The organism is Listeria sp. MAN/IMW/UF555, from assembly GCF_058684075.1.
The window spans coordinates 290900-311594 of sequence record NZ_JBZWZS010000001.1; the positions used below are offsets into that span (position 1 = coordinate 290900).

General features: G+C 36.7%; 17 protein-coding genes. 1 reads left to right on the forward strand and 16 read right to left on the reverse strand.

Annotated elements, in window-relative coordinates; genetic code table 11:
- Window positions 1–167 precede the first annotated feature (167 nt).
- Entirely contained in the window at window positions 168–698 is a 531-nt protein-coding gene (locus AC4PG8_RS01395) for a PadR family transcriptional regulator (RefSeq protein WP_003762199.1), read from the forward strand.
- 34 nt (window positions 699–732) lie between these two features.
- Here the strand turns inward: AC4PG8_RS01395 and pflA are convergent, their stop codons facing one another.
- The 16 genes from pflA to yfmF form a co-directional block, all read right to left on the reverse strand.
- A complete protein-coding gene (pflA, locus tag AC4PG8_RS01400) occupies window positions 733–1479 on the reverse strand; it encodes a pyruvate formate-lyase-activating protein (RefSeq protein ID WP_003721912.1) in 747 nt (248 codons plus the stop codon).
- Window positions 1480–1556: 77 nt separating this feature from the next.
- Window positions 1557–3788, reverse strand: coding sequence for a formate C-acetyltransferase (gene pflB / locus AC4PG8_RS01405; protein WP_010991535.1), 2232 nt, complete (start codon window positions 3786–3788; stop codon window positions 1557–1559).
- 425 nt (window positions 3789–4213) lie between these two features.
- A complete protein-coding gene (locus AC4PG8_RS01410; RefSeq protein WP_003762196.1) occupies window positions 4214–4762 on the reverse strand; it encodes a glycerol-3-phosphate responsive antiterminator in 549 nt (182 codons plus the stop codon).
- 16 nt (window positions 4763–4778) lie between these two features.
- Entirely contained in the window at window positions 4779–6590 is a 1812-nt protein-coding gene (gene mutL / locus AC4PG8_RS01415; protein WP_045553034.1) for a DNA mismatch repair endonuclease MutL, read from the reverse strand.
- 19 nt (window positions 6591–6609) lie between these two features.
- Window positions 6610–9192 (reverse strand): DNA mismatch repair protein MutS, encoded by a 2583-nt coding sequence (gene mutS, locus AC4PG8_RS01420; RefSeq protein ID WP_492169951.1) that lies wholly within the window; start codon window positions 9190–9192, stop codon window positions 6610–6612.
- Between the two features lie 109 nt (window positions 9193–9301).
- Window positions 9302–9664, reverse strand: coding sequence for a YlbF/YmcA family competence regulator (locus tag AC4PG8_RS01425; RefSeq protein ID WP_003762190.1), 363 nt, complete (start codon window positions 9662–9664; stop codon window positions 9302–9304).
- Window positions 9665–9680: 16 nt separating this feature from the next.
- Window positions 9681–10484, reverse strand: coding sequence for a TIGR00282 family metallophosphoesterase (locus AC4PG8_RS01430; protein ID WP_003762187.1), 804 nt, complete (start codon window positions 10482–10484; stop codon window positions 9681–9683).
- Between the two features lie 4 nt (window positions 10485–10488).
- Window positions 10489–10986: a GNAT family N-acetyltransferase gene (locus AC4PG8_RS01435; protein WP_003771777.1), complete on the reverse strand. Its 498-nt coding sequence runs from the start codon at window positions 10984–10986 to the stop codon at window positions 10489–10491.
- Window positions 10987–11102: 116 nt separating this feature from the next.
- On the reverse strand, window positions 11103–12665 hold the full coding sequence (rny, locus tag AC4PG8_RS01440) for a ribonuclease Y (protein ID WP_003721904.1): 1563 nt from the start codon (window positions 12663–12665) through the stop codon (window positions 11103–11105).
- A gap of 300 nt (window positions 12666–12965) precedes the next feature.
- Entirely contained in the window at window positions 12966–14012 is a 1047-nt protein-coding gene (recA, locus tag AC4PG8_RS01445) for a recombinase RecA (RefSeq protein ID WP_003766841.1), read from the reverse strand.
- Window positions 14013–14280: 268 nt separating this feature from the next.
- The gene (locus AC4PG8_RS01450) at window positions 14281–15528 is read right to left on the reverse strand and encodes a competence/damage-inducible protein A (RefSeq protein WP_185484164.1); all 1248 of its coding nucleotides are present in this window, start codon (window positions 15526–15528) and stop codon (window positions 14281–14283) included.
- A gap of 66 nt (window positions 15529–15594) precedes the next feature.
- A complete protein-coding gene (pgsA, locus tag AC4PG8_RS01455; RefSeq protein WP_003762173.1) occupies window positions 15595–16173 on the reverse strand; it encodes a CDP-diacylglycerol--glycerol-3-phosphate 3-phosphatidyltransferase in 579 nt (192 codons plus the stop codon).
- Window positions 16174–16262: 89 nt separating this feature from the next.
- The gene (locus AC4PG8_RS01460; protein ID WP_003762172.1) at window positions 16263–17198 is read right to left on the reverse strand and encodes a helix-turn-helix domain-containing protein; all 936 of its coding nucleotides are present in this window, start codon (window positions 17196–17198) and stop codon (window positions 16263–16265) included.
- Between the two features lie 48 nt (window positions 17199–17246).
- Complete coding sequence (ymfI, locus tag AC4PG8_RS01465; RefSeq protein WP_003771775.1) at window positions 17247–17978, reverse strand: elongation factor P 5-aminopentanone reductase; 732 nt, start codon at window positions 17976–17978, stop codon at window positions 17247–17249.
- A gap of 99 nt (window positions 17979–18077) precedes the next feature.
- Window positions 18078–19364, reverse strand: a complete 1287-nt coding sequence (gene yfmH, locus AC4PG8_RS01470) for an EF-P 5-aminopentanol modification-associated protein YfmH (RefSeq protein ID WP_194318363.1) — start codon at window positions 19362–19364, stop codon at window positions 18078–18080.
- Window positions 19345–20637, reverse strand: coding sequence for an EF-P 5-aminopentanol modification-associated protein YfmF (gene yfmF / locus AC4PG8_RS01475; RefSeq protein ID WP_492169952.1), 1293 nt, complete (start codon window positions 20635–20637; stop codon window positions 19345–19347). The genes yfmH and yfmF overlap by 20 nt, the downstream gene beginning before the upstream one ends.
- Between the last annotated feature and the right edge of the window lie 58 nt (window positions 20638–20695).

Consider the following 20695-nt stretch of genomic DNA (forward strand, 5'->3'; position numbering starts at 1 on the left):
AATACAACTACACTTCCCTTTCCAAAATAAAACTCAACTATTATATTACGCTTGATAAATACCAATGTCAATATTTACATATATAATTTATTACATATATAACCATTTTACTTATTGATGTTTATCGCTTACAATAAGGTTAAATAGAAATTTAGAGGTGCTACTTTATGATACCCAATGTATTAGAATATACTTTATTACAAATGATAGCTCGTGAAGCATCGAGTGGCTACGAGCTAGCAAATCGACTTAGAATCTTGCAAAATACACATCACAGCCAAATCTACCCTTCATTATCTAAGTTAGAAAAGGCAGGATTTTTAGTAGTTCATAAACATTCACAGAATAAAAAGCCCGATAAAAAAGTCTACACTATTACACAATCCGGCTTAGATTCCCTACTTGAATGGTCAGAAACTCCACTTAAAATCCCTGTAACAAGAGATGAATTCACCACAAAAGTTCAACTAGATTGGTTAAATAACACTCGAACAAAAGGACTTATTCAAGAACGAGAAACTTACTTAAAAGAACAGTTAGGTCTAATTGAAGAAACGCTCGACCATTTCGCTAAATTATTTGATTTAAAAACCAAACAAGACAAGCTAAAAAACATGTCTTATCAAGTATATGCAAGGCGATTAGATTTGATTCAAACCGAATTAAAATGGTGTGAGGAAATGTATAAAATACTATAAAAAAACCGGCGAACATAGTATTCGCCGGTTTTTACTATTTATAACTACTAGTTTCTAAGATTTTATTTGCAAGTGCTACCACTTCTTCTTCTGGAGCTTCGATACCTTCTAACGGATAACGGATGCCCATTTCTTTCCATTTGTAAACGCCCATCGTATGGTATGGAAGCACATCCACTTGTTTTACATTTGGAAGGGTTTGAATAAATTCGTGTAGCTTTGTTAAATCTTCTGGGTCGTCTGTTTTAGTTGGAATTAGCACGTGTCTAATCCAAATTGGTTGCTCTTTATCGCGTAAATAGTGAGCAAAATCGATAATTGGTGCGTTGGATTTCGTAGTTAGTTTTAAATGTTTTTCTGGATTGATTTGTTTAATATCAAGTAAAATTAAATCTGTTACTTCCATCAAACGATCCAATTTCTCGATAAACTCAGGATCACGAGTGAAACAGCCACCACAAGAGTCGATAGTTGTATGCACTCCTGCTGCTTTACATAGCGTGAAAAACTCAATTAGGAAATCTACTTGAAGTAATGGTTCACCGCCACTAACTGTAACGCCACCACCTGATGCATCCCAAAACTCTTTATACTTAATCGCTTCGTCAAATACATCTTGAGCCGAACGTTCTGTGCCTGTACCAATTTTCCAAGTATCGGGATTATGACAAAATTGGCAACGAAGTAAACACCCCTGCATAAAAACAATAAAACGGATACCTGGACCGTCCACTGTTCCCATTGTTTCTACTGAATGAACTCTTCCTAAAACCTCTGTCATAATTCTCCTCTTCCTTTCCTAAATAACAAGGATTGCTACTGGTGAGCAATCCTTGTTGAAGCGTTCTCGCCTTAATATTACATAGATTCGTGCATTGTACGGTGAATAACATCTAATTGTTGTTCACGAGTTAATTTGATGAAGTTAACTGCATATCCAGAAACACGGATAGTTAGCTGAGGATATTCTTCTGGATGATCCATCGCATCAAGTAATGTATCACGATTGAATACGTTGATGTTTAAGTGATGTCCCATTTTTGTGGAATAACCATCAAGCATAGCAACTAAGTTATTGATTTGTGATTCATCTTCGCGACCTAAAGCTTTTGGTACGATAGAGAATGTGTTAGAAATACCATCTTGGCCATATTCGTAAGGAAGTTTAGCTACGGAAGATAGAGAAGCTAAAGCACCTTTAGTATCGCGACCATGCATTGGGTTCGCACCTGGTGCAAATGGTTCGCCAGCACGACGTCCGTCTGGTGTGTTACCAGTTTTCTTACCATAAACCACGTTAGAAGTGATTGTAAGAACAGAAGTTGTGTGAACTGCATCACGGTAAGTTTTATGTTTTCTAACTTTAGTCATGAATGTTTTTAGAAGTTCTACAGCAATTTCGTCTACACGGTCATCATTGTTTCCGTATTTAGGATAGTCGCCTTCGATTTCATAATCAACCACGATGCCGTCTTCGTCACGGATTGGACGAACAGTAGCATATTTAATAGCAGATAAGGAGTCAGCTGCAACAGAAAGTCCAGCGATACCAGTTGCCATTGTACGTAATACTTCTGTATCGTGTAAAGCCATTTCGATACGTTCGTAAGCATATTTATCATGCATATAGTGAATAACATTTAATGTATTAAGGTAAAGTTCTGCAATCCATTCCATCATTGCATCATATTTTTCCATTACTTCTTTGTAGTCTAATACGTCGCCTTCAACTGGACGATAAGCAGGTCCAACTTGTGCTTTAGATTTTTCATCGACACCACCATTGATTGCATAAAGAAGTGTTTTAGCAAGGTTGGCACGAGCACCAAAGAATTGCATTTGTTTACCAACGCGCATTGCGGATACACAACATGCGATCGCATAGTCGTCTCCCCATTTAGGGCGCATAACATCGTCATTTTCGTATTGAATAGCAGATGTTTTGATAGACATTTTAGCACAGAATTTCTTGAATCCTGATGGTAAATGAGTGGACCAAAGTACTGTTAAGTTTGGTTCTGGAGCTGGTCCTAAGTTATCTAATGTGTGTAAGAAACGGAATGAGTTTTTCGTTACAAGTGGAACGCCTTCTTCCGTAATACCACCGATGGATTCAGTAACCCAAGTTGGATCTCCAGAGAATAATTCATTGTAATCTGGTGTACGAGCAAATTTTACAAGACGCAATTTCATGATGAAGTGGTCAACAATTTCTTGTGCTTCTTCTTCAGTAATTAGGCCATTGCGTAGGTCACGTTCTACATAAATATCAAGGAATGTAGATGTACGTCCTAAACTCATTGCAGCACCATTTTGTTCTTTAATAGCAGCTAGGTAACCAAGGTATAACCATTGGAAAGCTTCTTGAGCAGTTTTAGCTGGGCGACCAAGATCAAAACCATGTTTTTCGCCTAGTACTTTTAATTCGCCAAGAGCACGAATTTGTTCGTTAAGTTCTTCACGTTGACGGATAACGTCATCGCTCATTGTACGTAAACCTGTATTGTTTAAATCTTGTTTCTTTTGTTTAATTAAGAAGTCAACTCCGTATAGTGCAACACGACGGTAGTCACCAATAATACGTCCACGGCCATAAGCATCTGGAAGACCAGTGATTACGCCTGATTTACGAGCTGCGCGCATTTCAGCTGTGTAAGCATCAAATACACCTTGGTTATGTGTTTTACGGTATTCAGAAAAAATATGGCTAATTTCTTCGTCTACTTTAAAACCATAAGATTCAGCTGCAACTTCTGCCATACGGATTCCGCCGAATGGTTGTAAAGCGCGTTTGAAAGGTACGTCAGTTTGAACACCGACAACTTTTTCTAAATCTTTGTTTAAGTAACCTGGGTCATGTGAAGTAATGGTTGAAACGATTTTGGTATCCATATCTAGTACGCCACCGTTTTCACGTTCTTGTTTAGTTAAGTCCATTACTTGATCCCAAAGTTTTGTTGTTGCTTCGGTTGGGCCAACTAAGAATGTGTCGTCACCGTCATATAAGCGATAGTTTTTTAAGATAAAGTCACGTACATCTACTTCTTGTTGCCAGTTACCACCTGCGAATTCATACCATTGTTCAGTCATCATATAACCTCCATTTATTGTTCAATCTCGAGCGTGCTTTTTTGAGCAAACTAATTTATAAATAATCTACACTGTTATCATAACATATTCTAAAAAAAATGCTACAGTTTTGTGCAATATTTTTCAAACTTTTTTATGAATTTTATGTGACTTTTTCTTTCAAAATAGCCAAGAACGCTAATTTAATGCGTTTTAACCACTTTATCATTATTCTAATTTTGTTTTAATTTTAATTTCTTATATTTCCTGTACCACTTCAAACACCCACTCCTGTTATGGTACAGTTTTAATTTCATTCATTTGTATAAAACAGTTGGAAAACGCTTAATCTATTGCGCACCAATGCTTTTACAGTTTATGTAGCGTTTTCATTGTTTTTCATGAAAATAGCTAAGCCGTTTTTACAACTACGACTTAGCTATTTTTCACCATAAATATTTATTCGATGTGGTAACAGCAATTGCGCCACTAGCAATTACTTGATCCACTTGCTGTGTTGTTTCGATTAATCCTCCCGCAATCACTGGAATGTGAAGCTTTTGAGTCATCTTTTGTACTTGTTCTGGAATGATGCCGGGTAAAAGTTCAATGCAATCAGGCTGGACCTTCTGGATTAAAGCCACTCCTTTGTTATAAGCGCTAGAATCTATCATAAATAAACGCTGAATGGCAAGCATTTTATGTTGTTTTGCTTTCATAATCGCATTTCCTCTTGTAGAAATAATGCCATCTGGGCGAATTTCTTTACATAAGAAGTCAATTGCATAGTCATCATTTTTTAAACCATTGACTAAATCAGCGTGTAGCAAAACTTTTTTCCCGCCAGCTTGTGCGTATTTTACTAAAGCTTTAAGCTGAGCAACATGAGTCTCGAGCATCACCATATAGGTCAAATCAAGCTCTAATATCTTTTCCATGTCTTTTTGATTATGTGCAGCTGGGATGATTGATTGACCAGAAAATGGTAACTCCAATTGTATTCCTCCTCTTCTACATGACACGTTTAAACATTTTTTCGAGTTCGTAAGTTGAATATTGAATAATAACTGGGCGGCCATGAGGACAAGTGAATGGATCGCTTGCTTCTCTAAGTGTGTCAAGAAGTGCTTCCATATCTTGCATAGTTAAATAGTGATTTGCTTTAATTGATTTTTTACAACTCATCATAATCGCGGTATCTTCTCTTAATTTATGAATACTTATACTTGGTGCTGACAAGGCTTCATCGATAATTTCGCGTAGCATTTCCTCTTCTTGGTCTTTTGGGAACCAGGTTGGATGTGCGCGAATAATAAAGCTATTTTGTCCGAAGTTTTCAAGAAAAACACCAACTTCTTCTAGTTTCGCTTTTTGTTCTTCTAGTCGGACATATTCATCTGATGGGAATTCTAACACGATAGGCACGAGTAATTCTTGCAATTCTCGACTTACTTCTCCAATTTTTTCACGATAAAATTCATATTTAATTCGTTCTTGCGCGGCATGCTGATCAATAATATATAGGCCATTTTCATTTTGAGCGAAAATATACGTCGCGTGCATTTGTCCGATTGGATACATTTTCGGAATACGTTCTTTTTGCTCTTCTACTTGTTCAGGCTGCGTTTCCGGATTATAAGTAGGCATTGTTTCTAAAATAAAGTCGTCTTCTTTTGGTGCTCTTTCATCAGATGGTACGTATTCTGGAATATTTGGTTTTGAGAAAAGCGTTGGCGGTTCTTTTGGCTGTCTGTTTTCTTCAAATGACATCTGAATTTGTTCGGATTTTTGTTGTTCTTTTTGTTTTTTTGAAACTTCTCCATCTGGAATTAATTGCAACTGATGAAATGCGTCTTTAATCATCTGACTAATGAGCTGGCCAAGTTCTTTTTCTTTACTTAAACGTACTTCAAGTTTTGCTGGATGAACGTTGACATCTACAATAATTGGGTCCATTTCGATTTGTAGCACGATTATTGGAAAACGACCAATTGGTAAAAGTGTATGGTACCCTTCTTGTATCGCTTTTACTAGTGCGAAGTTTTTGATAAAACGGCCATTAATAATCGTTGAAATGTAATTACGGTTGGAACGATTTACTTCTGGCAATACGGCATAACCTGAAATTTTAAAATCAAGCGACTCTGCCTTAACTGGAATCGATTTTCTAGCGATAGACACGCCATAAATAGCTGCGATCACTTGACGTAAATCTCCATTTCCATTTGTTTGAAGCAAAGGTTTCCCATTGTGTGAAAACCGGAAACTAATATCTGGATGAGCTAAAGCAAGACGATTTAAAATATCGGTAATATTTCCAAGTTCAGTTGGTAAACTTTTTAAATATTTTAATCTTGCTGGAGTATTAAAGAACAATTGCGATACTTCGATTTGCGTTCCTTTTCGGGCGTGACCACTTTTTTGTTCGATGATTTTTCCGCCTTCAAGAGAGATAGTAGTTCCTTTTGTTTCACCTGTAGAAGTTTCTAAAGTTAAATGAGATACAGACGCAATACTAGGAAGTGCTTCTCCGCGGAACCCTAAAGTATGAACACGAAATAGATCAGCTTCGTTTTTAATTTTACTCGTAGCATGGCGCAAAAAGGCTGTTGCAACGTCTTCTTCCTCAATACCACTACCGTTATCAATAATTGTAATCTTATTTAATCCCGCTTCTTCCACCAAAATATCAATTACTGTGCTCCCTGCATCAATCGCATTTTCGACTAATTCTTTAACGACAGAAGCAGGTCGCTCTACTACTTCTCCGGCAGCTATTTTATTGGATAAAGCATCGGTTAATTCCACTATATGTTTAGCCATTTAAAACCCGCCTTTCTGTTTAATGAATTTTACTTTGGAGTTCGTATAATTTGTTCATCGCATCCATTGGCGTCATCTGCATAATATTCATGGCGGCAATTTCTTTTAATAGTTTTGTTTCTTTAGAAGATGCTTTTTTCTCAGGTTCTACCGGGAACATTGATAGTTGTACTTCTTCGTGAATTTCTTCTGGTTGTTTATCTTGGGTAATAATTATTTTTTTATCATTACTTTCTAACTGCTCTAAAATGCGACTTGCTCGTTCAATCAAGGATTTAGGTAGTTCTGCTAATTCAGCAACATGAATACCATAACTTTTATCTGCTGGTCCTTCTTTAATTTTATGAAGAAATACCACTTTCCCATTCTCTTCAACAGCACTCACATGGATGTTTTGTAATCCACGTAATTCTTTCTCAAGATCTGTTAATTCATGGTAATGGGTGGAGAATAGTGTTTTAGCATGAACGTTTTCGTGAATATACTCGATAATTGCCTGAGCAAGCGCCATCCCATCATAAGTAGCAGTTCCACGACCGATTTCATCAAATAAAATCAAACTATCTTTTGTAGCATGGACAATAGCGTTTCTAGCTTCTAGCATTTCTACCATAAAGGTACTTTGGCCAGCTATTAAATCGTCTGCTGCCCCTATTCTAGTAAAAATTTGGTCAAAAATTGGCAGAATTGCTTCTTCGGCGGGAACAAAACATCCTACTTGAGCACATATCGCTGTTAGAGCAACTTGACGCATATACGTACTTTTACCCGACATATTGGGGCCCGTTATAAGCAAAATTTCTCTATTTTGATCTAAATCGCAATCATTAGCGACATAACTTTGCGCACCCATTACTTTTTCTACGACAGGATGGCGACCTTGTTTAACGTGCAGTGAGCCGTCTTCACTTAAGGTAGGGCGAATGAAATGGTTTTTCTCACTAATATCTGCAAAACTTTGTAAACAATCGATTTCACTTACAGACTTCGCTAATTTTTGGAGGCGTTCTATGTAGTCTTTTACCATTTCGCGTACTTCTGTAAATAGTTGATATTCTAATTCCATACTTTTTTCTTCTGCATCTAAAATGAGTTTTTCTTTTTCTTTTAGTTCTGGAGTAATATAACGTTCTGCATTAGCTAGTGTTTGCTTGCGTTCATAGCGGCCTTCTGGGAGCAGATGCGTGTTCGCCCGGGTAACTTCAATATAGTAGCCAAATACGCGGTTAAAGCCTACCTTCATCGTTTTAATTCCAGTTAGTTCGCGCTCTTTCCGCTCTAATTCTGCAATCCATGTTTTTCCGTTCCGGCTTGCATCACGATACGTATCAAGTTGACTATTGTAACCATCTTTAATTATTCCGCCTTCGCGAATGGAAATCGGTGCTGAGTCGACAATTGCTTCTTCTAGTTTTTCCGTTAGTTCTTCACATGGATCCAATTGATTAGCAAGTGCTGTTAAACTCTTACTATTCATTGATAATAACGTCGCTCGGATACGGGGTATTTGATATAACGAATTGCGCAGTTGAATTAAATCACGCGCATTTACATTTCCATAAGCAACTCGACCAGCAAGACGTTCTAAGTCGTAAACGTTTTTTAGGTTTTCTACTAATTCTAGCCGCTCAAAAAAGTGAGCCATTAGTTCACTGACATCATCTTGACGTTCAATAATTTGCTTACGGTCAATTAACGGGCGATCAATCCATTGTTTTAGCATTCTTCCGCCCATAGCTGTTTGTGTATTATCTAAAAGCCAAAGTAGCGTTCCTTGGCGTCCTTTACCACGAATGGATTCTGCTAATTCCAAATTACGTTTCGAATAGTAATCCATTTTCATGTAGTTACTAGTTTCATAGTGTATGGCTTGTTGCAGGTGACCTAAGTCCCGCTTTTGGGTTTCTTTTAAATAGTGGAGTAATTTACCTATAGCTCGTTTTTCTGAGAGCGACATATGGCGCGTAACTAATTTTTCGTTTTCCGCTGGGATAGTATCTTCTTCATGAACCGAAAAAGTTAAACCAAGTTGTTCTTTCATCACGTCAGAAAGAACTTCTTTTTCTGATTTGGAAACAATTAATTCTCTAGTTGAAAGGGTTGTTAATTCATTAATTAAGCGGTCTTCGCTAGCTTCAATAACCGTTGATTTTAATTCACCAGTAGATAGATCAGAGTAAGCAAAACCGTATTCCTTTCCTTCGTAACAGTAAAGTGAGGCAATATAGTTATTTTCTTTCGCCTTTAATCCTCGTTCATCCATGACGGTTCCAGGTGAAATTAACTGCACTACTTCTCGTTTTACCATGCCTTTCGTTGTTTTAGGATCTTCTACTTGCTCACAAATAGCTACTTTATATCCCTTTTCAATTAACGTATCAATGTAACCGCTCGCTGAATGATAAGGAACTCCACACATAGGGATTTTCTCTTTTGTTCCACCTTCGCGACCAGTCAATGTAATTTCTAAAATTTGAGAAGCATTGAGTGCATCCTCAAAAAACATTTCATAAAAATCTCCTAAACGGAAAAATAAGAAAGCATCTTGATATTTGTCTTTGATTTCTAAGTATTGCTTAATCATTGGTGTATATTCTGTCATTATCTCATCATCCCTTACTTCATTTTCATCCTTTCATTATAGCATAAAGTTACATTTTCCCGCGACCTCAAAAGAAAAAAACTGCCAGTAGTTTGGCAGTTTTAAATGGTTAATTTTCTTTTTCAAGCTCTGTTGTTACTTTTGTAGTAATCTCCGTTGTAATGGATTGTAAAAGATCGTTAGCGTCTTCTTGAGCGCGTCTGAATTCTGTCACAATTGGCAGGGAATCAATATCCGCACGCACATTATCAATTTGACTTTCGGTTTGTTTCATTGCTTCTAATTTTTGATAATGTTCTAAGTTCACTGCTTCTTTTTGCAGTAACTTTATTTTAGAAACTTTCGCGGCTACTTTGGAATTAGCGTTTATTCTCTCCTCAGCTAAGCGGTAGAATGATACTTCTTCTGTTTGTTGTAAAGCATCCCGAAGTTCCGTTGCTTTTTTCATGATTTCTTCTTTTGAAACTGTCACAATTACATCTCCATTCTTAATCAAAGGAAAATGGGTGGTCTTCATTGATGAGAATTCGGTCAATTTTTTGAGCTTTCCCGGTTGTTTCGTCTAAAGTGATTAAACAGCCAGATAAGACTGCTCGACCTGTTTTAGGAACTTCAAATCTTGTTGGCAAAGCTGTTTTAAAACGACGAATAACAGCTTCTTTTTCCATTCCAAGGATAGCGTCATATGGTCCTGTCATACCTGTATCAGTCAAATACGCAGTACCTTCTGGAAGAATGCGGTTATCAGAAGTTTGTACATGTGTGTGAGTACCAACTACCGCAGTAACTCGCCCATCTAAATACCAACCCATTGCTTCTTTTTCGCTAGTAGTTTCAGCATGAAAATCGACAAAAATTATATTTGTTCGTTTCTTTGCTTCTTCTATTAATGCGTCCATTTTGCGGAATGGATCGTCTAAATCTGCTAAGAAAGTTCGGCCTTGCATGTTGATAACGGCAATTTCATGTTGATTACTTTTTACAAAAACCATGCCTGTTCCGGGTGTTGTATCATCTGGGAAGTTTGCTGGGCGAACGAGATATTTAGCGTCATCAATAAATTCAAAAATATCGCGATTATCCCATGTGTGATTACCTAAAGTTACGGCATTTGCACCAAGCTCCAGAAAATCCTTATAAATCTTCTCTGTGATTCCTCTGCCACTTGCAGCATTTTCTCCATTTATAATTGTGACAGTAGGTTTATATTTTTTCTTTAATTGTGGTAAATATTCTGTAATAGCGTCGCGACCGATTGAGCCAACAACGTCACCAATAAATAATAATTTCATTTCGTTATTCTCCGTTTCTATTACTTCTACGTTCTAATAATGCGACATCTCGAAAAACGCCATTCATTTCACCTAGTTTTTCGTGGATGCATAAAGTTTGGAAGCCGTATGTATGATGAAGTGTAATACTCGCTTCATTTTCCGGAAAAATTAAAGATTGCAAAGTCCAGAAGCCGTTTTGCTCACTTGTTTGAATAATTGCTTGCATAAGAGCTTTTCCGATGCCTTTTCCTCGAGCGCTTTTTGCTATATAAATGCTTAATTCAGCTACTCCGCGATAAGCATGCATACTTGAAAATGGCAATAACGCTGCCCAACCAATCACTTGACCCTCCGTTAAAACCACTAAGCGGCAAGTTTTTAAGTACTTCTCATCCCAAGCTTCAAAAGATAGCGTCTTTTCTTGAAAAGTAGCGTTTCCAGTATCTATACCTTCTTGATGCACTCTAGCTACACCAGAATAATGTTCTTTTAGCATCGGCAAAATTTTCCACTCACCCAAAAACTCCGCCTCCCTTTTTTTCATCTATCCTTTGATTATACCGTTCTTAATCAAGCTAGGCAACCGATTAAAAAAAGATACATCACAAAATAAATTTGCGATGTATCTTTTAAATATTATTTAGCGTATTCAACTGCTCTTGTTTCACGAATTACAGTCACTTTGATATGACCAGGATAATCTAATTCCTCTTCAATTCGTTTTCTTATGTCACGAGCAAGTCGGTAGGAAGATAGATCATCAATTGTATCTGGTTCAACGATGATACGTACTTCACGTCCCGCTTGGATAGCATAAGATTTTTCTACACCATCGTAAGACTCAGAAATTTCTTCTAATTTTTCTAAACGACGAATGTAATTTTCAAGCGTTTCACTACGAGCTCCTGGTCTTGCAGCTGAAAGTGCATCCGCTGCTGCAACCAATACCGCGATAACAGAAGTAGCTTCTGTATCACCATGATGGGAAGCAATACTATTGATTACCACATCATTTTCTTTGTATTTAGTAGCAAGTTCTACGCCGATTTCAACGTGACTTCCTTCAATTTCATGGTCAATTGCTTTCCCAATATCATGAAGTAGTCCGGCCCGTTTAGCAAGCGTAACGTCTTCGCCAAGCTCTCCTGCTAGAATTCCAGCAAGTTTCGAAACTTCGAGTGAGTGGTTAAGAACGTTTTGTCCATAACTAGTACGGTAACGCAAGCGGCCAAGAATTTTTATCAAATCAGGATGGATGGAATGAATTCCAACTTCAAATGTAGCTTGTTCCCCGACTTCACGAATGTGTTCGTCCACCTCTTTACGGGCTTTGTCCACCATTTCTTCAATTCGAGCTGGATGGATTCTTCCATCTTGAACAAGTTTTTCTAAGGCGATTCTAGCGATTTCACGTCGAATTGGATCAAATCCGGAAAGTATAACTGCTTCCGGGGTATCATCAATTATCAAATCAATCCCTGTTAGCGTTTCTAGCGTACGGATATTACGTCCTTCACGGCCGATAATCCGTCCTTTCATCTCATCATTTGGTAAGGTAACAACAGATACCGTTGTTTCTGCCACATGATCAGCTGCACAACGCTGGATAGCTAGTGAGAGAATATTCTTTGCTTTTTTATCCGACTCTTCCTTGGCCCGGTTTTCTGATTCTTTGACCATGATTGCAGTATCATGTGTTAATTCCTCTTCTACCTGGTTAAGGATGATAGATTTCGCTTCCTCTTTGCTGAGCGCAGAAATTCTTTCGAGTTCTGTCTGCTCCGCTTGAATCATCTCAGCTAGTTTGCTTTCTTTCTCTTCAATTTGTTGTTGACGTTTACTGATACTCTCCTCTTTTCTTTCAAGTGTAGCTTCTCGTTTACTTAAAGAAGTATCTTTACGGTCGAGGTTTTCCTCCCTTTGCAATAAGCGATTTTCTGCTTTCTGTGTCTCTGTTCTTCGCCCACGAAGTTCATTTTCGATTTCAGTACGTAACCTATGATTCTCTTCCTTCGCTTCAAGCAATGCTTCTTTTTTTGTAGTTTCTGCTTCTTTCTTTGCATCTTCTACAATTAATTCAGCAGTCCCCCTTGCAGCAGCCAGTTTTTTCTCTGTACTAGATTTAAAAATTAGAGAACCAACAACTAGACCGACGATTAAGAAAAGCAAACTGGAGATGATCGTGATTGCGATTGTCATCCTTACACCTCCTTTGCTATTCAATTTTCGTTATTGTTATGTCGGTGGCCAGAATTCTGGCACATGCGTATTTTTCATCAACAACCGAGTGCTAATCTCCCCATTCAGTTGAAGCCGATTTTCAAAGGAAAAACTTCCCCCTTGTCTCCCAGCAATATAAAATATACAACTTAATTTTATAGGTCAAAGCATACAATGTCAAGAAAAGGAATGAAATGAAGGCTTATTTTCCTGAGATTTTTTTAAATAGCAAAAAATACGTGATAGGAAGTAATTTCCCTATCACGTATTTACTAGTAATTATTCATCATCAAGCAAACTTAATGTTTCTTCATTTTCGTCTAAAGGTTCTTTGTTAGTGCCATCAATTTCGTATTCTTCGCGAACGCGTTTAGAGATTTCGTCTCGAATGTCTGTGTGTTCTTTTAGATATTGTTTTGCATTTTCACGACCTTGTCCGATACGTTCTTCTTTATAAGAATACCAAGAACCACTCTTGTTAATTACATCAACTTCAGCAGCCATATCAACAAGTTCACCTTCACGTGAAATACCTTCTCCGTACATAATATCCACTTCAGCGATACGGAATGGTGGTGCTACTTTATTTTTTACAACTTTTATTTTTGTTTTGTTACCCATTACATCAGTACCTTGCTTCAACTGCTCAGCACGTCTTACTTCTAAACGGACAGTAGAATAGAATTTAAGCGCACGGCCACCAGGAGTGATTTCAGGATTCCCGAACATAACACCAACTTTTTCACGAATTTGGTTGATGAAGATAGCAATCGTTTTTGATTTATTAATAACACCTGAAAGTTTTCTTAAAGCTTGGGACATTAAACGTGCTTGCAAACCAACGTGGGCATCTCCCATTTCGCCTTCAATTTCAGCGCGTGGTACAAGAGCTGCAACAGAGTCAATAACTAACATATCAACAGCGCCACTTCTAACTAGTGCTTCAGCGATTTCTAAAGCTTGTTCCCCTGTATCTGGTTGCGATAGTAATAGCTCATCAATGTTTACACCTAGATTTTTTGCATAAGCTGGATCTAGAGCATGTTCGGCGTCGATAAATGCTGCTGTTCCACCTTGTGCTTGGACTTCTGCAATCGCATGTAGTGCAACAGTTGTTTTACCAGAACTCTCAGGTCCGTATACTTCAATAATACGTCCCCGCGGATACCCGCCAACTCCTAAAGCAATATCTAATGCTAATGAGCCACTAGAAATAGTAGATATATTTTGGTCTGAATGTTCCCCTAATTTCATAATGGAACCTTTACCGAATTGTTTTTCAATTTGTTTTAATGCTTGGTCTAATGCCGCTTGACGATCATTCACGTTGTTGCCTCCTTCATAATATTCTAATAGCTGTTTTTTTGCTTCTTCTCTCTTAAAAAACAGTCAGAATGTTTTTCCTAGAATTACTATAACGCATTTCTAAGCGAGAAGCAAGCAAAAAGCGAACATTTATTCGTATTTTTTATTTTGTGTAAGCACCGGCTGCTTTCTTCCCCATTATAACGGGATTCCAAGCGTTCGTCTAATACTTTTTTATCGCTTATTTGTATATTATAAAGCTGTTTTTATTCTTTTCTATAAAGGAAAATTACTTATTTGTATCTAAAAATTGCTTAATTAACTGAAAGCCTTGTTTTACAGCACGACGGCGATTGTGATTTCGATCTCTACCATAAACGAACTGATAAGCTTCTGTTTCAAAACCAGCTACATGCAAGCCTATCCAAATAGTACCTGCCGGATGTCCTTCTAAGCTATCTGGGCCTGCAACGCCGGTAAAACTAATACCTATATCAGTGTTACAAAGTCTGCTGACATTCTTCGCCATTTCTTTCGCGCATTCTGAACTTACGACTCCATTTTCTTTTATTGTTTGAGGTGAGACTTCAAGAATAGATTGTTTTGTCTCTTCGCTGTATGTGACCATGCCACCTTTAAAAATTTTAGAAATACCAGGAAAACGGGCAATTTCTGCTTGGAATAATCCAGCGGTAAAACTTTCAGCAGCGGAAATAGTGATATTTTTTTCAAGTAGCATGGCTGTTACTAACTCTGGTAAAGAAACTTCGCCATAACCGTATAAAAAAGTTCCATCTCTGCGTAAAATTTCTTGTTCCGTTTCGTTCACAAGGGCACTCGCTTCCTCTTTAGTCTTTGCAGTAGCAGTAATCCGCACAACTACTTCATTATCACCTGCATATGTAGCAATAGTAGGATTTACTTGCGCTAAAATCATATCATTTAAATCTGCTGCTAATTGCGATTCTCCAATACCGAAAAAGCGCATTATTTTAGACTCTAACACATTTTTCTCAGCACTTTCACTTACGAGTAAAGGTTCAGCATAACTCGAAAACATCGGTTTCATTTCTGAAGGTGGGCCTGGAAGTAAGATGTACGTATGATTATTTTCTTTTAAGAACATTCCTGCAGCAAAGCCATAATCATTATTTAATACAGTAGATCCTTCAATAATTACAGCTTGCAATTTGTTATTTTCCGTCATTGTTCTATTTCTTGAAGCAAAATACTCCGTGATTTTGTTCATATGAAACGCATCTTCTACTAAGTTTTTCTGTAGATGTTCTGCTAAAATTTGTTTCGTAATATCGTCTTCTGTAGGACCTAATCCACCCGTAAAAATGAGAATATCACTACGTTTTTCAGCAATGTCTATCACATCTTTTAAACGTTTAGGGTTGTCACCAACGACAGTGTGATGGTAGACATAAATCCCGTTAGCTGCTAATTCTTCTGAAATAAAAGCAGCATTAGAGTTCACGATTTGTCCTAGTAAAAGTTCTGTTCCAACTGCGATAATTTCCGCGCTTGCCATTTGAATCCATCTCCATTCATTTTTTTGTATAGAAAAAAAGCACACAATGGTATGCTTTTTTATTTATTACATAGAACCTTTAAATACTCCGCGATTTTTGTAGAAATAGTCTATTCCAGACCATACTGCAAAGAATGCACATACATATAAGAAAATTAAGTCAACGCGGATACCTGTCCAAGCAAATGGGAAATTGTTTAATAACATAAGTGGAATTGCAATCATTTGTGTGAATGTTTTAATTTTCCCAAGTTGGCCAGCTGCTAAAACTTCGCCGCCTTCTACAAGAAGTAAACGTAGACCTGTTACAGCAAGTTCGCGACTGATGATTAAAATAACTACCCAAGAAGGAGCAATATGCATTTCAACTAGAATGATAAATGCTGCAGCTACAAGTAATTTATCTGCCATTGGATCCGCAAATTTACCGAAGTTTGTAATTAAATTATATTTACGTGCAAGATGCCCATCAAACCAGTCTGTAAGGGCAGCTACGATGAAAATAATAGTTGCTACTAAACTTGTAACTGGAATGGTCGAATCAAGCCAAGAGACACTTCCCCAGTCAAATGGTACAACACATAGAACGACAAAAATTGGTATCATAAAAATACGGATAACCGTTAATTTATTTGGTAAATTCATCTTTTTCTCCCCTTTTTTACATTTAAACAGTATGTAATGATAAAAATGTTGGCGAAACCTAATGAGTAGATTTCGCCATATAAAACAAATTATTCTGCATCTGAGTTACTAGTAGTATCACTTGCTTCTAAATTAATAGTTAACACTTGTTTAACAAGCGTTGGAGCAAGTTCTAACTCTTTACCATTGACTTTAACAGTTGTAACAGGCGAGTTTCCAATAACGATAGAAACTGTTTTGTTATCTCCTAAATCAATTTCGGTAGAAGGGTTGGATGTGGATAACGTCACGTTTTTAATGGTGCTTCCGTTTGCATCCGACACGCCAATCCAAGAGTCACCAGTCGCGCTAAGAGAAAGAGTCATTTTATCAGTGTTTTTTACTGTATAACTAGTTTCGTTACCAGATGTTTCACCTTTAGTTACTTCAACTTCTTTAGCTGTGTCTTCTGGTTTTTCAGTTGTATCTGTTGCTTTTTTTTCATCAGATGTTGTGTCTTTTTTCTCTGTATCTTTGTTCGTGTCTTTATTTTTTGTAGAATCTTCTACTTTTACAGTCGGATTGCTTGTATCAGTTTTAACTTTTTCAGAGGTATTATCTTGTTTATTAAGCAAGAAAAACCAAACAATGAAAAGAATAAAAACAATAAATAAAGCAATAAGAATTTTTGGTAAAATATCAAAGAAACGATTACGAGAGTTAGCTTGATTGCCGACCGATTGAGCGGGCATAGGATTTCTTTTACTTTGTACACGAGTTGGCTCATTATTTACTACTTCTTGTTGCGGTGTTTCAGGAACCTCGCTTTCAAACTCATCAAAAAGTGTCGCACTATCTAGTCCAACTGCTTCTGCATATTGTTTAATAAATGCCCTTGCATAAAATTTTCCAGGCATTACAGCATAGTTTCCTTCTTCAATCGCTATTAAATAACGTTTTTGAATTTTCGTTATTTGTTGCAAGTCGTCTAAACTGAGTCCTTTTTCACGTCTAGCTTGTTTCAGTTTATCACCGAGTTCTGTCAAAATTAAACACCTACCATTACTATTTCAATTTTCCACTTTTTACTAAAATTACATAAGCCAACCGCCATTTAAGCGCAAAACTTCTCCAGTGATATAGCTTGCTTTTTTGCTTATTAAAAATTCTACAGTTTCTGCAATTTCTTCAGGTTTTGCAAAGCGTTTCAAGGGAATTTCCTCACGAAGTTCTTCTTTTTCATTCGCTGAAAATTGATCCATCATTTTCGTTTCTACCGCTCCTGGTGTCACTGCATTAACAGTTATTCCAGAAGGCCCTAATTCTTGACTTAGTGCTCGGCAAAAGGCGATTTGAGCCCCTTTTACAGTGGAATAAACTACTTCCATTGATGCTCCGACTTCTCCCCATATAGAACTGATGAAAACAATCCTTCCTTGATTGCTTTTCATTAGCTTTGGTATGAAAGTGCGGATTAAACGCATTGGCATAAACATGTGCACATTCCATAATTTTGTAGTCTCTATATCTGTTGTATCCTGGAATAAAGCATAGTGAGAATGCCCTGCTGCATGGATAAATGCATCTACTTGAAAAACTTGCTTTTCCATTTCTGCTAAACTTGCAACATCATCGAAATCAGCTTGAATAAGAAATACATCTATTTTTTCAGCTTGTAGTAGTGGTAATAAATTCTCCACAGCTTGTTTATTTTGATGATAATGAAGATACAAGTTCCAGCCAGCTTTCGCAAGTGATATACAAATCGCTTGACCTATTTCTCCGCTAGCTCCAGTTACAAAAGCATATTTTATATCTTTATCCAAAAAAAGGCAACCCTTTCCAGTCTATTTCTTTTATGATAGCATGACTCAGGAATTTATGCCATTTTTTATACAAAAAAAAGTAAAAAAGACACAGAACGATTATTTTTCTGGAAGCAATTGGAAACTAGTAGTGCGCTCTTCACTGTCCAGGTTTTTCACGAAATTATTTACTTCTTCTAATGTAACTGTTTCCATTAAAGGTAAAATATCAAAGAGAGAAGCAGATTTCATTACATATTGGCTAAATTGGTTGGCAATAAACTCTGGTGAATTAAGCGAGCGTAAAAATTGTCCAATACGTTTACGTTTTACTAAAGCTAAATCCGCTTCATTTAAGCCGTTTTTAGCTGCTGCTTGAATCGCCTCAATAATTTTAGTTGTTTGCATATCTGGGTCTTTTGCATCCCCACCAACAAGGACAAAGGAAAAACTGTCTTGCAGTGTATAATCATAACCAAAACTATCATCAATGATTCCTTGGTTGTACAATTCTAAATAAGTATCAGATGTAGTTCCAAAAAGCATTTCAAGCGCTACATCACCAATAATTTCTTGTTTAAGTGCTGCTTGTCCTTCTAGAGATCCTATATCTTCTTTAATACCTACCATATTTTTAGCAATTTGTACTGGAAAATGAATTTTACGTTCTTTTACAGCGACAGTTTTTGGTTCATCTGGAAAATGACGTTTGATTGGAGCAGCCTCTTTGAAATCTTTTTTCGCTTGATTTGCACGAATTTGGTTCATCATTTCTTCCGGCTCTAAGTTACCAACGACAAACAGTACCATATTGCTTGGATGATAAAAAGTATTATAACAAAGGTACAGCAGATCTTTGTTAATTTCTGCAATTGATTCAACAGTTCCAGCAATATCAATTTTCACTGGATGGTTATGATACATATTTTCGATTACACCGAAATAAGCGCGAAAATCTGGATCATCATCATACATTCTGATTTCTTGACCGATAATTCCTTTTTCCTTTTCAACTGTTTCTTCTGTAAAATATGGTTCTTGCACGAAATCGATTAATGTTTCTAAGTTTTCTTCTACACGAGAGGTGCTTGAGAAAAGATAGGCAGTTTTTGTAAATGAAGTAAAGGCATTCGTAAAAGCGCCTTTTTCACCGAATTTAAAAAATACATCACCGTCTTCTTTTTCGAACATTTTATGCTCTAAAAAATGAGCTATGCCATCGGGTACTTTAGTGAATTCAGTTTCGCCAATTGGAACGAAATTATTGTCAATTGCACCGTAGTTAGTTGTAAAAACAGCATACGTCTTACTAAATCCTTGTTTTGGAAGAAGGTAGACTTGTAAACCATTAGACATTTTTTCATGAAATACAGCTTCTTTTACTTGTTCAAATGTGATTTTTTCCATGAAGTTCTTCTCCTCCCTTGCTCAAGAAATATATTGTGTCTGGCTTGATTTTATTAATAGCAGCAACTACTTCTTGTTTTGTTGCTTGTTTAATTTTTGCAATCCAATTTTCTAGGTCTAAGTTTGCTTCGCGTAAAACGTTATTATAAGCAAGTTCAATTAAACCTTGTGCTTGGTCATTTGTTTCAAGCAATTGATTAATGAGCATTTCTTTTGTTTGATTTAATTCGTCTTCAGTGAAATCGCCTTGTTTCATTGCGACGATTTGTTCTTCAATAATGGTTAAAGCTTGTTTATAATTCACTTCATCAATTCCAGCTGAAATTATCATATAGCCTTTGAAAGAATCAATTCGGCTGGAAGCATAGTAAGCTAGACTTGCTTTTTCACGAACATTGATAAAGATTTTGGAATTTGCAAAGCCACCTAAAAGTCCATTAGCGAGTTGAAGAGCAACAAAATCATCGTCTCCAAATAATGTTTCTGTTTGATAACCGAGCACTAGTTTGCCTTGGTTAATTGCTTGTTGTTCATGGATGATACGAGTTTCTTTTGGTGCCTCTTTTGTATAGAAAACACCTTTTCGTTCTGGACGCGGTGAAAAAGCCATTTTTTCGATAAGCGGCATAACTTCTTCTTTTGTAACATCGCCGCAAATAAAAATTTCAATGACATCTTCTTTAATAAATTTCAAATAGTATTCATATAAATCTTTTGCTGTGATCGCATCAACATCTTCTAAAACTCCTGCCGCCCCGTAGCGAAATTCATCGTCTCGGAACATTTCTTCTACTAGTCTTTTAGAAGCAAAACGAATTTTATCATCATAAATTCCTTCTAAACTGCTTTTTAGATTCTCTTTTTCACGGGCAACTATTTCTTCATCAAAAGCGCCATTTGTTGCATTTGGCTGAAATATAGCTTGTTCAATAAAAGCAAAAGCATCTTTTAAAATATTTTCGCCGTCAGAAACATATTGACCGTCTACCATATCGAAAATGACAGTTAAAACGTGTTCATTTCCTTTTTTGGCCGTAGTTGTATAGAAGTTTGCGCCATATAAGTTAGCTAACTGCTTTCTGAAAGCTGTTTGCGTTGGATATTTTTCACTGTTTGTTTCTAGCAAAATTGATAATAATGATCTTTTTGTAACTGTTTCTCTTTCTAATGGAGCGCGAAATTTAAAAACAATTTTATTAGATTTATATTTTTGGGTGGGAACGATTGTTAGTGCAACCGGACCAACTTTTTCTTGAAATATTTTGTCTGTCATTATAATGCTCCTTTCAAGCAATGATCTCACTTTCCTATTGTATCCTAAGTTGTTGCCA

What these genes read in the sequence shown, in the direction of transcription:
- AC4PG8_RS01395 (WP_003762199.1), top strand. Translation starts at nt 168, where the DNA reads ATGATACCCAATGTATTAGAATATACTTTATTACAAATGATAGCTCGT.
- pflA (WP_003721912.1), bottom strand. Translation starts at nt 1,479, where the DNA reads ATGACAGAGGTTTTAGGAAGAGTTCATTCAGTAGAAACAATGGGAACA.
- pflB (WP_010991535.1), bottom strand. Translation starts at nt 3,788, where the DNA reads ATGACTGAACAATGGTATGAATTCGCAGGTGGTAACTGGCAACAAGAA.
- mutL (WP_045553034.1), bottom strand. Translation starts at nt 6,590, where the DNA reads ATGGCTAAACATATAGTGGAATTAACCGATGCTTTATCCAATAAAATA.
- mutS (WP_492169951.1), bottom strand. Translation starts at nt 9,192, where the DNA reads ATGACAGAATATACACCAATGATTAAGCAATACTTAGAAATCAAAGAC.
- AC4PG8_RS01430 (WP_003762187.1), bottom strand. Translation starts at nt 10,484, where the DNA reads ATGAAATTATTATTTATTGGTGACGTTGTTGGCTCAATCGGTCGCGAC.
- rny (WP_003721904.1), bottom strand. Translation starts at nt 12,665, where the DNA reads ATGACAATCGCAATCACGATCATCTCCAGTTTGCTTTTCTTAATCGTC.
- AC4PG8_RS01450 (WP_185484164.1), bottom strand. Translation starts at nt 15,528, where the DNA reads ATGGCAAGCGCGGAAATTATCGCAGTTGGAACAGAACTTTTACTAGGA.
- pgsA (WP_003762173.1), bottom strand. Translation starts at nt 16,173, where the DNA reads ATGAATTTACCAAATAAATTAACGGTTATCCGTATTTTTATGATACCA.
- yfmH (WP_194318363.1), bottom strand. Translation starts at nt 19,364, where the DNA reads ATGGAAAAAATCACATTTGAACAAGTAAAAGAAGCTGTATTTCATGAA.
- yfmF (WP_492169952.1), bottom strand. Translation starts at nt 20,637, where the DNA reads ATGACAGACAAAATATTTCAAGAAAAAGTTGGTCCGGTTGCACTAACA.